The sequence below is a fragment of the Sulfitobacter sp. JL08 genome (assembly GCF_003352045.1).
Lineage (GTDB): Bacteria > Pseudomonadota > Alphaproteobacteria > Rhodobacterales > Rhodobacteraceae > JL08.
Genome location: NZ_CP025815.1, coordinates 624,493 through 637,019 on the forward strand (window position 1 = coordinate 624,493; position 12,527 = coordinate 637,019).

The following is a 12,527-nucleotide window of genomic DNA, read 5'->3' on the forward strand; positions in this document are numbered from 1 at the left end:
TAAAGCTGACGTTCGAAGAGCCCTGAGGCTGGCAGATTCCCAGAAACGATTTGCCACCGCAATCTTTCGAAAGGGCATTATGCTGTCAACTCAGCGAGCAGTTCGCGGGCAGTTGCCTGATCTTCGGGGCATTCTCCTTCGGCGATGCTGTCGCTTACGGAGACTAAAAGAGTATTGGCCTCATCAGTTCGGCCGCGTTCCTGCCATAGGCGGGCGAGGTCGATGGCCGCACGAAGTTGCAAAAGTTTGGCGCCCTGCTTCTGGGCGACGTCGAGGGCTGCTCGAAGATGTTCTTCTGCAGTCTTATTGTCGCCATCCGTCTTGGCCAAAGCCGCCTGCAACCGGGTGAGTTCCGACATCCACATAATTTCGCCAGTCTGGCCCATCAACTCCTGAGCAGAAGTCGCCAGTTGCGTGGCCTCGTCTCGAAGGCCAAGCGCGAGGGCGCAACGCCCCGCTTCGGTTCGAAAGATCGGAGCAAAAATTCTATTTTTGGATGCAATCATTGCACTATCGACTTCGAAGGCCTCGTCAAAACCAGATGGATCGGCTTGTTTGAGCTTCAAGAAGTGAGCTCCTAGTCGCGCCCAGCTTAACCAGATATGAAGATTGTGCTCTTCGGCAATCGGCTTCAAGCTTGTAACATGCCGCTCAATAGCCGTCTCATCATTGGCAGCTATAGCCGTCATGAGAAGGTGCCCATGCATGTAGCAGATCGTATTGAAATGACCTGAGGTCAGCGCTCTTTTTTCGGCTTCGATCGCATATTTTTTGGCGCGACGGGTCTCACCCAAAAACAACTTATTGATAGATTGGTAGGCATACGCAGCAACGCCCAGTTCTTGACCGAACAAGTGTGCAAGTCCATCGTGTTTGGCTGGGTCATAATTAGCCAGTGACTCATCAAAAGATGATTGCGCTTCTTGGAACTTGCCAGACATCATCGAATATATGCCTACACTTCGATGCGCCAATGTAAGTCGCGTAGGATCTCCGGAGCTCTTGGCAGTCCTTAAAAGTTCTTGCGCCCAAAAGCCCGCTTCAGAGTGTTCCGACCTCACATATCTTCCAGCCCAAAGTGCATAGAGTACATTGAACCGCAGCGGTGTGTCCCCAATCAGGTCCGCGAGAACCAGCGCGCGTTCCATTTCTGTCTTTGTCTCGTCGGCAGCATATCCGAGGCCTTGGAGACAGGCCATTCCTAGTTGAACCTGCAAGGCAAGGGCTCGCTCGACGACCTGGTGTTCGCAGTCTTCGACGTTTGGATTTAGCAAGGCAATCGCGCGACGAAGATTGGAGATGCCTTCCTTGAATGCCGGTCGCGCGATGGCGGCTTTGCCTGCGGTTTCCCACAGGTCGATGGCGCGGTCAGTAAGATCAGCCGCCTCGGCGTGGGTGGCGAGGACTTCGGGGGCGATATCGGGGTCGGTCTCCAGTGCCGTCAGGATGCGCGCGTGGATGGCCCGGCGCGTCTCCTTCAGCTGGCTTTCATAGGCGGCGTCACGCACCAGGGCGTGTTTGAAGAGATAGGTTGCTTCTGGAGGCAGGCCCCTGCGGTAGATAAGTTCGGCTGCGATCAGGCCGTCCAGTGCGGCGGTCATTTCGGCGTCTGACAAATGGGATACTTGTCCCAAAAGACTATGGCTGAACTCCCGCCCGATACAGGCAGCTGTCTGCGCGACCTCCTTGATCGGTTGTAGCCGGTCCAGCCGCGCCATCAGGCTGTCATGCAGCGTGGTCGGAATGGCGACAGTGTTCAGCGGCCCATCGAGAAGGAGACGGTCTCCATCTTCTTTCAGTGCACCGGACTCCAGAATTGTCTTAGTCAGTTCCTCAACAAAGAGTGGCACGCCATCGGTGCGCTCCGCGATGATTGCCATGATCTCGTCTGGCAGTGCCTTGCCGCCAGTCAGCTTGGTGACGATGTCTCCGATCTGATCCTTCCCCAGCCGGTTCAATGCGAACCTCGTCACGATGGGATGTCCGCCAAAGCCATACTCAAAGCTGGGACGCGCCGTGGCGAGGATCATGATCTTTTGATCCGCAACAGTATCCAAAAGCAGGTCCAGCAACTCCAGCGAAGTCGGGTCAATCCAGTGCAGGTCTTCGTAGACCAAGAGCACCGGCCTGTCCTGGCTTTGCTGAACCAGCAGCTTGGCCAGTGTCTTCATGGTATGCGCCCGTTGCTGGGCTGGTGTCAGGTCAAGCGCACCGTACCGCGCGGTTCCGTCCAGACCCATCATCGGCGTGATCAGCTTCAGCATCTCGGGGTCCTGACCGAGCAACACCTCCAGCTTGTCCAGCCGGGTATCAGGCCCATCCGATGGTGCGAACCCGGCTGCAAAGGACAATTGCTGAATTACCGGGTAAAATGCAGAATCTGTGTGATAGGGCGAGCATTGATAGGTGATGCGGGTGTGATCATCCTTTGCAACCTCGTCGATGACCGCTCTTGTGATGCGCGACTTGCCAATGCCGGCCTCGCCGCTCACGATGACCATCTGGCCTTGGCCCGCTTTGGCAAGCGCCCAGCGTTCCAGCATAAGCTCGATCTCACGGTCGCGTCCGACGATGGGGGTCAAGGTGCCGGACTGGCGCGCCGCAAAGCGGCTTTCCTGCACTGCCTCGCCGTCAACGACGAAGGCTTCAACCGGGGCACCCACGCCTTTCAACTCTTGTGCGCCGATTGACGTCAGCTTGTACGTGCTGCCCAGCAGACGCCGGGTTTCGCTGGGCAGAACAAGCTGGTTCGGCCCTGCAACGCCTTGCAGCCGCGCGGCTAGGTTGGGCGTCTCGCCGACAACGGCCGCTTCCTGTGTTGCACCGCTGCCTATCAGGTCGCCAACGATCACAACACCGGTGGCGACCCCGATCCGCGTTGCAAGAGCTGTGCCATCGGGAGCCTTTGTTGACCTGACGCTTTCGATGATCGCCAGCCCCGCTCGCACAGCGCGCTCCGCATCGTCTTCACCGGCACGGGGCCAGCCGAAGTAACACATCACGCCATCGCCCATGAATTTGGCTACAAACCCCTCATAGCGGCCAACAACACCGGCCACCGTGTTCTGATAGCCCGTGATGACGTTGCGCATGTCTTCCGCGTCAAAGCGCGTCGCCATCTCTGTTGAACCCACAAGATCAACAAACATTACCGTCAGGTGGCGGCGTTCCGCGTCGGAGGAGGCTGCTGTAGCGTCCGCGGTGATTGTCTTGGGCGCCGTGTCTTTAGCGGTTTCAAGAAGTGAGGCAGGTGGCTCTCCAAGGCGTTGAATCGCGGCCCATATTTTGAGCCGCGGGCCTAAGGGTAGGCCCAGCTCTTTGAGATTTTCCTCGACCAGATTAGGCAAAATCTCGAAATCAATCTCAGCCTCGGCAAAAGCTGAGGCATATTTCTCCAGTCCGAGTTCTGCGAGCCAGCTTTGAACGTCCTGCAACTTGATCCCCCACGGATGCCGGTCTCACCAACCGACGCCTCCCGAAAACCCGACACTAGCCCATTTTTAGTTTGTGTCATGCCTTTACTTTGCGCGTTCAACTAGACCGTTTGACGGCTGATCAACCTGTCGACGACGAATGGATCCAAGTGGTTCCAACCAGGTGGACTGACCCATGATGGCTGGAAAAGCAGCGGGATAAATGAATGTCCACAAAGCGAAAACAGCACAGAAAAATGCAGGATGTAACTTAACGGCAGGTCTGGTCTGGTCGTGGATTTCCAGGTCATGCTGCAAATGCTAAATGGGCTCATTGCGGCGCGGCTGCATTGGGCTCATTGCTGCCGTTCGCTATGTCGTCCATTAATGACTGCAACGCGGACAAAACAGTCATTTCGTGTTTTCCAATATTCCACCAGAACCTGGAGCCAACGCTTCACGTAGCCATAAGTGGCTGTCGGGCACGGTTGGCTCCTGAACATGGAAATTCTCTCCATCATCCAAGAGCGCAGCAGCCTGATCCTCTTTCTGCGCTTCGGTGTCACGGCCGAGTGCCTTTAGCGAAAGGATGAGCAACTTTCTAAATCCGCGCACACTCGGCTTCAGGTCAATCATCTCTTTCAGAGTTGAGATAGTGCCTTCAAAATCCTCGCCGCAGAACTGTGCTACGGCCATATGCAGGCGACGGTATGCCCAATAGGGATCGTATTTTAGCTCCGTACCTTTTCTCATGGCCTTAACGGCTTTGTCGAAATCTTCCGTAAGTATGAAAGCATATCCAAGACCTATGTGAGCCTGCGGATAATTTGGGCTGAGGTCATAACATCGTTTTGCGTCCGACATGACTTTTTCGGGATCGCGCTCGGTGATGCTGCGAAACAAACATCTGGTGAAAAATACAAAATCGCTTTGTGGCATCAATTCCACCGCACGGTCATGCGCGGCAATCAACTCGGTCAGCTTGTCACCTTCGATAGGCTCGAAGCGAATTTGATAACGCATCACGACGCCGATAGCCAACATGCTCAAGCTCATCCCGTCTTTGGGGTTCAAGCGCCGCGCGCGGTCCATTACCGAGATGCAGCGCTCCAAATCTGGGATCGTACATTCGTAGAATAGACCCGCTGCTCTTGTGCGCAGTTCCGATACACTAAGATTTTCGTCGGGAATTTCGCCAATACGGTTATTGTCTAGTGAATTTACGAACAGTCGCAGCTTTGCATCGACTTGCGCGGATACATCGTCGCAAAAATCATATAGATCAGTGGCATCTCCTTCAAATACGTCCGCCCAAACAGTTGAGGCGTCGTCGCGCAGGATGAGTGATAGGTTGACGCGGGCGCGCCCTCCAGATGCGCGAAATCTGCCGCGCAGAGTATAGGTTGTCCTGTCATTCGATCCTACGGACACGTCGCGTACTCTGATGCCGGTTCGACGGGACAAGCCGTGAACGATTTGTTCGTGTAAATCGTCCGCAGCAGCAGCCGTTTCCTCTGTAGCAGGTGCGGCAACCAGTTTTTCTACTCCAATCACCGGAACCTCTTCCGACCGACTGCCGACAAACATTTTTTCCGGCCGCCACTGGAAACACTGGATCGGTCGCGGGATGTTTTTGAGTTTGAATGTGCCAGCATCTGAAAATCCCTGACACTGCTTTTCTGACAGTTGATTGTATATATCTGCCGATACCAAAACGCCTCCGGGAGGTGCTTCTGTTTGTAATCGGCAAGCGATATTTACGCCTGCTCCGTACAAGTCTGCTTCGTCGCGTACGATATCACCCATGTGAATGCCAATCCGCAGGCGGGTTTTCGGGTGTTCAGCAAGCCCGTTCTGAATTTCCAAAGCAGCAAGTACACTGGCAGCGACTGACGGATACGCTATGATCCAACCGTCCCCCATCCGCTTAAGAACCTCGCCTTCATGACGCTCTACAACAGGTTCGAGCAATCGATCACGCAATTCATGTACGAGAGAGATCGTGGCGCTTTCATCCTGCGCCATCATTAAAGAGTAGTCGGCAATATCGGCGGCTTGAATAAACGCGAAACGGCGCGTCATTTTGGTTCTCTCTTTCCATTGGCGCAGCGACTTGAAGATTTCACGCTAACAAAAATAATTTATTATCAAGACTACTGAAGTTTGACGAAGCAAGCTAGGTTTCTCAAGGTTTAAACTGTTTCAAACCGGCAGCTCTGGGCTCCAGGCGGTCAAGCGCTGCAGCAAGCAAGAAGGTCCGGTCTGATTGGGGGCAGCCGTTCGGTCTGGGTGCCTTCACCGGCGACAATGCGGACAAAGAATGCAATGCAGTTTGGAATGCGCTAGCGTGAAACCCGGTGAGCGATTGCAAAGCTATTCTCGGGGAGGCGAAAATGTCGGGCGAGACTGAGGGACTTGGGCATGTGTACGACGTTGACGGGTCCGAAGCGGCACAGAACGCATACAATGATTGGGCCGCTAGCTACGATGCCGATAACGTTGGTAAGGGCTACAGGATACCGTGGCTAGCGGCTGCTTTTTTTGCGCGACATGTACCACTTGGTTCTGGACCAATTCTGGACGCTGGTTGTGGCACGGGCCTTGTAGGAGAGGCGTTGTCAATTCTTGGATATGACAATGTTGTAGGCGCGGATTTATCTCCTAAAATGCTGAAACTGGCATCTTCATTAGGCGTTTATGAACGCCATTACATGCACGACTTAGCGGAACCCCTCCCGGAAACGGATGACTACTTTGCCGCAGTAGCGTGTATCGGCTCCCTAGGGCCGGGGCATGCGCCCGCAAGTTGTTTGGCAGAGTTCATTCGTGTGACGAGGCCTGGTGGTAAAGTTATTCTAAACGTCAGGCACGATACCTACGAGGAACAAGGCCTAAAAGCTGTTGTTGAATCGCACAAGACATCAAAGCAGTGGATGCAAGTTGCAGCCTCGCCCGTATTTAGGCCATTTCTTCTAGCAGAACCAAACGTAACAGCGCAGCTCCAAGTGTATGCCGTTCTTTAGAAATTAGTCTGGAGCAGCAAAGCCCCATAAAGCCGTGGGCATACAATAAGTCCGCTCCGGGCTCGATGCAGTCATTCGACTGTTCTTCTCTGATGACCGGTTCGTCGCGTTAAGCAGCCGCTCACAACCGGAAATTCGAAGTTTTGGTTCTAAACGACTGCTTTCACCAGGACCGGACGTTCGCTGCGGTTGCGACGTATGTCTCACATGCGGACGAACCTGCCGTTCGCCGCAGTGCGACCGAACAAGAACAAAAGAATGCTTAAAGTACCTGATGGGGCAGCCAAGACCAAGCTATACTGCCTTTGTTGGCGCTACAAAGATCATCATCGATAGGTCACATTCGCTACATCGACTACCGTATATGGCTATTTTTCGAGGTTTCGTTTCGACTGAGTACCTATTGCCTTGGTCGAGTTATTGTATGTGCTCCGATAAACTAAAGTTGGCACCGGAGCACATTGTTTTTGTCAGTCTTTAATCAGAGATTGCCGCGAGACATTTCGCTAGCGATGTGATCGGCTTGCCGAATGGCAAGCGCCACAATGGTTAGTGTCGGGTTTTCCGCCGCCCCTGTGGTGAACTGCGACCCGTCCGAAATGAACAGGTTTGCGATATCGTGCGTTTGGCCCCATTTATTGACCACGCCGTCACGCGGATTCTCCGACATCCGGTTGGTGCCCAGATTGTGTGTCGAAGGATAAGGGGGAGTTGGGAAGGTGCGCGTGGCCCCCACCGCATCATAGACTGCCATGCCTTGTTTGTAGGCATGATTGCGCATCGCGATATCATTGGGATGATCGTCAAAGTGCACGTTTGCAACTGGCAGGCCGAATTGATCCTTAACGTCCATATTCAGCGTAACACGGTTGGTTTCTTGCGGCATGTCTTCTCCGACAATCCACATGCCAGCCATGTTCTCGTAACTGTCCAGAGCTGTGGTGAACTCGCGTCCCCATCCCCCAGGATCAAGAAATGCCGCCATGAAGGGCAGGCCAAGAGCGAGCGTTTCAAGTTCATAGCCGCCCACAAATCCACGGGATGGATCATGACGCGCCTCGTCCTGAATGATGCCTGCCATTGTGGTACCGCGCCACATCTTCACCGGTTGGTCAAAGACCGCATACACCGAACCGGTCATGTGCCGCATGTAGTTACGACCTACTTGACCAGAGGAGTTTGCCAGACCATCCGGGAACATTGATGACGCTGAGTTTAACAGCATGCGCGGCGACTCAAACGAATTGCCAGCCACACAAACAAGGCGGGCCTTTTGCATCTGCAAATTACCTTCTGCGTCAAAGTACTCCACACCAGTGATCTTGCCGCTGTCATCGTGCAAAATGCGTGCAACGTGAGATTTGGAGCGCACCTCAAGATTCCCAGTCGCTTCGCCCTCAGGGATGTCCACGTAGCCTGCCGACCACTTGGCACCCCATTTACATCCTTGGAAGCAAAAGCCGGTCTGCTGGCACATTGAACGTTCACGATTTTCATCCGAATTGATCGCCATGCGGCCGGTGTGGACTTGTTCATAGCCCAGAGCCTTTGCACCCTTTTCGAAGACCTTATAATTATTGTTTCCCGGCAGTCCGGGACGATCGCCCGTGCGGGTCACACCGAGCTTGTCTTCAGCCTTTGTGTACCACTGGTCCATTTCGCCTGGATCAATTGGCCAATCCAAAAGATTTGCCCCCTGAACATCGCCGTATGTGGTCTTTGCTTTCCATTCGTGGTCCTGGAATCGCAAAGACGCACCGGCCCAGTGTTGGGTGGTGCCGCCGACGGATTTTACAATCCAGGCAGGCAGGCCAGAAAAGTCCTTGGCAACGCGCCAATCACCAGACGTGGTCCGTGGGTCCAGCCAGGCCAATTGCCCAAAGCTTTCCCACTCATCATTGATGAAGTCTTGTGGAAGGTGCCGCCCGCCAGCCTCGAGTGCAACAACACTCACGCCTTTTTGCGCCAATTCGTTTGCGAGCACGCCGCCGCCCGCGCCAGTTCCGATTACGACAACAACGCTGTCGTCTGTGAGATCAAATGGTGCCGTCATGGTGCCACTCTCCCTTATAGCCAGTTGATGTCATTGAAGCCGCGGTCGATATAACCGCCCTGAGAGAAGGACTCGCCCTCATATCCAAAGAGCGGCCAGACCGCCTTTTGGTTATAAAGCCCGGTCACTAATCCGCCTCGGACTTGCTGAAAGAACGCGCTGTTTTCCATGCCGCGCAAAACATCGACGCGATCTCGCTCCCATCCCATCGACAGGTAGTCGGCATGTCCTTTGCCCTGTGCCGCTGCGTTCAATGCTGCTATACCAGCTTCGACACCCGGTGCCGCCTCTTCGGTGTCATAGGCTTTGACGGCGACGGCGTAATATTCATCACCCACATGATCATGCGGGTAGATATCACGGGCCATCTGAACCAGCGTTGCCATCGTTTCAGGCTTGAGCGCTGAAGTTTCCATCGCCCATGCACCATCGGCACTTGCAAGATATCCGGCGCCAACAACGAAACTTGCGCCTGCAGCCATCGACCGAGACAGCAATTGCCGCCGTGTCAGTGCCCTGTTGTGATTATTGTTTTCCATTTCACTTTCCTCCCTAATGAATGCGCGTGCTTTTATTGGTAGTGACCTGCACGCTGCAGAACTTCGATCTCGTACCCATCAGGGTCTTGAACGAAGAAAAATTTGGCGATGACATCGCCATCTGGCGCAAACTCAACAACTTTGCGCGGATTAAGATTTTCGGACTCAAAACGCGCATGTTCGGCGTCTAGATCATCAACTGAGAACGCAATGTGCCCATAGCCATCGCCCAGATCGTACGGTTCAGTACGGTCTTTGTTGATCGTCAGTTCTAGTTCGAACGAAGTCTCTTCGTTCCTGAGATAGATGAGTGTGAACGACGAGAAATCGAGGCGATGTGCCACTTTCAACCCGAACGCCCGATTATAAAAGTCTGTTGATCGCGCCTCGTCCAATACGCGGATCATGCTGTGTATGGCTTTTGCCATGCGTGCCTCCCAACTATTTAAGTGGTTCTGGCAGGCTGACATTTTTAAATGCTTGTGGGTAGTAAAGGAATACTACAAAGCTGTATTCAACCTATTCGGCCGCGACCTGTCCGGTGCTCGAACCTTGGTGCATTTCCATATGAAGCAAACAAGTGCATCGTAGAAGTGACGTAAAATTCTCTGTTTCACCATATATCTCAAGCACTTCGGCATGAAGCTTTGAGACGAAGCCAGGCGTTGTATAACCTTGGTTTTCAGCAAGTTCGTCAACAATCGCCCAAAAAGATTTTTCCAAGCGTACACTGGTGCTTTGTCCATTCAACCGCATGCGCCGAGTTTCCCGCTTGTAGCGTTCAGGGTCCTGACCGGCAAATATCTGGCACATAAAATTCTCCCTTTCGTCCTCCCCAGCCAGAGCGAGATAACGAGCCGAACGTAAACACTCATGGAACGCTCTGGCGTTGTCAAAGCTTACGACATGCTGCATTTTTGTAAACCGCTGACAGAACAAATCGTACGGTTGCCAAGTCACCAACCCAACAACAGTCTTTCCCACCCGTTAGGCGACGCAGACAAACATTATATGTTCTAATTAACCGGCTGCCGGAAGATAGGGAATGGCTCCGGCAAGGTCAGTATCGTCGATAACATGGAAGCGGCTAACACTTCCTGCTTGGCGCGCTTCGCCAAAAGGCTTGTATTCTGGATCATTTGCAAATGCATCAAGAGCCTCACGCGATGGGAATTGAATCAACGCAATCAGAGTTGTGTCTAGGCCCTCGCCTTCAATGGTCTGAATGTTACCGCTCCGTGACAGATACTTGCCACCGTGCTTCGCAACAATATCGTGAACCTTTGCGGCATATTCCGGAATCCAAGCGTCATCCGTAACTTTAACATCAGCGATCAGAAATACGGACATATTGCCCTCCTTTTTTGGAATTATTTTTATGAATGGAGCATAGCAGCGAAAACCTCATGTGTCTCCTCACTACAGCTAATGATGATTTTCAACTCTGGCGTACTTTCTGATTTGGATAAAAACAAACCGATTAAACAAAAGCTGCTTGGAGCTGACGGTAGTTATTCGCTGTGGTTGTGAACGACCTTTCCAAACGATTGTCGGCACAGTGCTAAAAGCGGAAGTTCGCAACAAAGCAGCGTTCAGTTGCCGGATTATTGTCCGTTTAAGGGCGCCCGGTTTGCTGCGTGAGCGAAGATCGCGATTTCAATCTGGCTGCAATGGGCTCGATGCAGTCATTCACCGAAATTTGGTGACTGTCTGCTGTGCAGCGCAAAGCAGTCCTTCATGGCTGCAAATTCGAATTTTTGCTTTTGAACGAATGCTTTTACCGGCACCAGACGTTCGCTGCACTCTGTATTAATGACCGCCTTGAGGACTTTCCCGTCATTCGGTTTTCTTACATCGCGGACGCAGCATCGCTTCGCGTTTGCGGCATGCCTGTCGCCGCGTTGCAGCTCACGTCGCCATTGCGGCCGTTTAACTTGGCTATTTGACATTAAATCCAAACCCCACTTTCGCTGCGCAGCGTCAGAACCATCGAGACGCGAACAATGCGGCAATTAGTCAGACGCTATTGAGCCTTGGGAGGCGAGGTATGCGTCTAGCTCACTGACGAAACGGTCTGATCTGTCTGTGATCCATTCGACGAATAGTGCCCGCAAATCAGATTTCGCCCGGGATCGCGCCCATCGGAGACGATAGGCGTACTTTGAAGGCTATTGAGAACCTTGCCAACTAACTTTGAGGCTGGGAGGCCGACATGGGGACAAGCAATTACAGCGACGAGTTTAAGCGGGACGCGGTGCAGCAGATCACGGTGCGGGGGTACCCGGTTCGCGAGGTTTCACGGCGTTTTGGGGGTAAGCACGCATTCGCTCTACAAATGGACGAAGCCTACGAATGGCTCTGCTTCTCACTGAAATCTATGCTCACGTTTACCTGCTCAGCCAAGTTGGGTATCAGCCCCTAGTCAAAGCATGTGCGCCGGAAAGAAAGGCATTCTTCAAATAGACAGGAAGTTTATCTGGATATGCCTCGACTTCTTTCTTGGCGAAGTGAGCAAGGGCCACCGGACTGACAAACCTCGTATCACAACCTTCAACGAGTTGGATTAGAGTTTCGATTTTGAAGGATACGGCTCCACCGGCCATTCTGCCTTTTTTGGCACGGGTTTTGATCACAAAGGTGTCAATTTCGTTTTCGCGGGCAAAGTCGTGAAGAGCTGCTAGGAATGAACGTAGATCGGCCTCAGATGTGTCATCCTCGAGCTCTATTCGGGTGGTCTTTGGTCGACGCATCTCCACGTTACCGTCATCATTTAGGTGGACGACGGCAAGCCGAACCTCTTTTGCCGAAATCTCGCATCCACATACTACCATGTACTTTTCCTCAATGTGCTAAACCCACATTACCAGTCTTTTCTGATCTGATAACCCGATTACCCGGTGCTGCTTGTTTCAGGTTTGGGCTAACGGAATTGTGCCCAGCGAATGAGTCGTAAAGATAGTGATTTGTAGTAGCAGTGCCAAAACTCACAAATTCGCCATATCCAACGGTTTCTGATCCGGGTTCAGGCGTACCATGGAAAGGTTTAAGGCTGCCGCAACACTCACCCAAACCAGATAGGGCATGAATGCAAGCCCAGCCCATGTGTCCAATTGCCAATGGGTTAGTGTCGCCCCCAGAACCGCGCACCACAAGCAGGCCATGATAGGGATCGAGGCACGTAGATGGCGCAGCCCAAAGAATACTGGCGTCCAAAGCGCGTTGAGCACGATCTGAATGGCCCAGAATGCCATCGCATATGCGTTGCCCTCCAGACCGGCCACACGAGAGCCAGCGAATGCGATCAGCAAATAGATGGACGTCCAAGCCACCGGAAACAACCAGTTTGGTGGTACCCAAGAAGGCTTGTTTAAACCTTTATACCAGGACCCTGTTGGGAACAGCGCTCCAGTTGCCCCAGCGCAAATTGATGCGGCAAGAAAAAGGAAGAACAAAAGGAAATCCATGGAAGGCCCCCGTTAGGTAATCCCGTAAAACTAGG

The 12,527-nt window shown here is 53.0% G+C and carries 11 protein-coding genes and 1 pseudogene; 2 read left to right on the forward strand and 10 right to left on the reverse strand.

Features of this window, described 5'->3' with window-relative positions; translation table 11 throughout:
• Positions 1 to 77 precede the first annotated feature (77 nt).
• Together C1J05_RS03240 and C1J05_RS03245 are read right to left on the reverse strand one after the other, a co-directional pair.
• A complete protein-coding gene (locus C1J05_RS03240) occupies positions 78 to 3,434 on the reverse strand; it encodes an ATP-binding protein (RefSeq protein ID WP_114869012.1) in 3,357 nt (1,118 codons plus the stop codon).
• 390 nt (positions 3,435 to 3,824) lie between these two features.
• Complete coding sequence (locus C1J05_RS03245) at positions 3,825 to 5,495, reverse strand: adenylate/guanylate cyclase domain-containing protein (RefSeq protein WP_114869013.1); 1,671 nt, start codon at positions 5,493 to 5,495, stop codon at positions 3,825 to 3,827.
• 311 nt (positions 5,496 to 5,806) lie between these two features.
• Between C1J05_RS03245 and C1J05_RS03250 the strand changes: the two genes are divergently transcribed.
• Complete coding sequence (locus C1J05_RS03250) at positions 5,807 to 6,436, forward strand: class I SAM-dependent DNA methyltransferase (protein WP_162797901.1); 630 nt, start codon at positions 5,807 to 5,809, stop codon at positions 6,434 to 6,436.
• Positions 6,437 to 6,917: 481 nt separating this feature from the next.
• Here the strand turns inward: C1J05_RS03250 and C1J05_RS03255 are convergent, their stop codons facing one another.
• From C1J05_RS03255 to C1J05_RS21260, 6 genes are all read right to left on the reverse strand, one after another.
• A complete protein-coding gene (locus tag C1J05_RS03255) occupies positions 6,918 to 8,489 on the reverse strand; it encodes a GMC family oxidoreductase (RefSeq protein WP_114869015.1) in 1,572 nt (523 codons plus the stop codon).
• A 14-nt stretch (positions 8,490 to 8,503) separates the two neighbouring features.
• Positions 8,504 to 9,028 (reverse strand): Twin-arginine translocation pathway signal, encoded by a 525-nt coding sequence (locus tag C1J05_RS03260; RefSeq protein WP_114869016.1) that lies wholly within the window; start codon positions 9,026 to 9,028, stop codon positions 8,504 to 8,506.
• Between the two features lie 32 nt (positions 9,029 to 9,060).
• Entirely contained in the window at positions 9,061 to 9,456 is a 396-nt protein-coding gene (locus C1J05_RS03265) for a VOC family protein (protein ID WP_114869017.1), read from the reverse strand.
• 91 nt (positions 9,457 to 9,547) lie between these two features.
• Positions 9,548 to 9,841, reverse strand: a complete 294-nt coding sequence (locus C1J05_RS03270; RefSeq protein ID WP_114872073.1) for a ribbon-helix-helix domain-containing protein — start codon at positions 9,839 to 9,841, stop codon at positions 9,548 to 9,550.
• Positions 9,842 to 10,048: 207 nt separating this feature from the next.
• Complete coding sequence (locus C1J05_RS03275; RefSeq protein ID WP_114869018.1) at positions 10,049 to 10,378, reverse strand: DUF1330 domain-containing protein; 330 nt, start codon at positions 10,376 to 10,378, stop codon at positions 10,049 to 10,051.
• Between the two features lie 335 nt (positions 10,379 to 10,713).
• The gene (locus tag C1J05_RS21260; RefSeq protein ID WP_162797902.1) at positions 10,714 to 10,977 is read right to left on the reverse strand and encodes a hypothetical protein; all 264 of its coding nucleotides are present in this window, start codon (positions 10,975 to 10,977) and stop codon (positions 10,714 to 10,716) included.
• Positions 10,978 to 11,240: 263 nt separating this feature from the next.
• Between C1J05_RS21260 and C1J05_RS03280 the strand changes: the two are divergent.
• Positions 11,241 to 11,373: pseudogene (locus C1J05_RS03280) on the forward strand (transposase); the annotation flags it as partial.
• Between the two features lie 66 nt (positions 11,374 to 11,439).
• Here C1J05_RS03280 and C1J05_RS03285 read toward each other — a convergent pair.
• Entirely contained in the window at positions 11,440 to 11,859 is a 420-nt protein-coding gene (locus tag C1J05_RS03285; RefSeq protein WP_114869019.1) for a DUF3010 family protein, read from the reverse strand.
• A gap of 153 nt (positions 11,860 to 12,012) precedes the next feature.
• The gene (gene tspO / locus C1J05_RS03290; RefSeq protein WP_114869020.1) at positions 12,013 to 12,492 is read right to left on the reverse strand and encodes a tryptophan-rich sensory protein TspO; all 480 of its coding nucleotides are present in this window, start codon (positions 12,490 to 12,492) and stop codon (positions 12,013 to 12,015) included.
• Between the last annotated feature and the right edge of the window lie 35 nt (positions 12,493 to 12,527).

Bases quoted from the DNA above. Each gene is read 5' to 3' on its own strand.
- C1J05_RS03255 (WP_114869015.1), bottom strand. From the start codon at position 8,489: ATGACGGCACCATTTGATCTCACAGACGACAGCGTTGTTGTCGTAATC.
- C1J05_RS03285 (WP_114869019.1), bottom strand. From the start codon at position 11,859: ATGGTAGTATGTGGATGCGAGATTTCGGCAAAAGAGGTTCGGCTTGCC.
- C1J05_RS03245 (WP_114869013.1), bottom strand. From the start codon at position 5,495: ATGACGCGCCGTTTCGCGTTTATTCAAGCCGCCGATATTGCCGACTAC.
- C1J05_RS21260 (WP_162797902.1), bottom strand. From the start codon at position 10,977: ATGTCAAATAGCCAAGTTAAACGGCCGCAATGGCGACGTGAGCTGCAA.
- C1J05_RS03250 (WP_162797901.1), top strand. From the start codon at position 5,807: ATGTCGGGCGAGACTGAGGGACTTGGGCATGTGTACGACGTTGACGGG.
- C1J05_RS03260 (WP_114869016.1), bottom strand. From the start codon at position 9,028: ATGGAAAACAATAATCACAACAGGGCACTGACACGGCGGCAATTGCTG.
- C1J05_RS03265 (WP_114869017.1), bottom strand. From the start codon at position 9,456: ATGGCAAAAGCCATACACAGCATGATCCGCGTATTGGACGAGGCGCGA.
- tspO (WP_114869020.1), bottom strand. From the start codon at position 12,492: ATGGATTTCCTTTTGTTCTTCCTTTTTCTTGCCGCATCAATTTGCGCT.
- C1J05_RS03275 (WP_114869018.1), bottom strand. From the start codon at position 10,378: ATGTCCGTATTTCTGATCGCTGATGTTAAAGTTACGGATGACGCTTGG.
- C1J05_RS03270 (WP_114872073.1), bottom strand. From the start codon at position 9,841: ATGTGCCAGATATTTGCCGGTCAGGACCCTGAACGCTACAAGCGGGAA.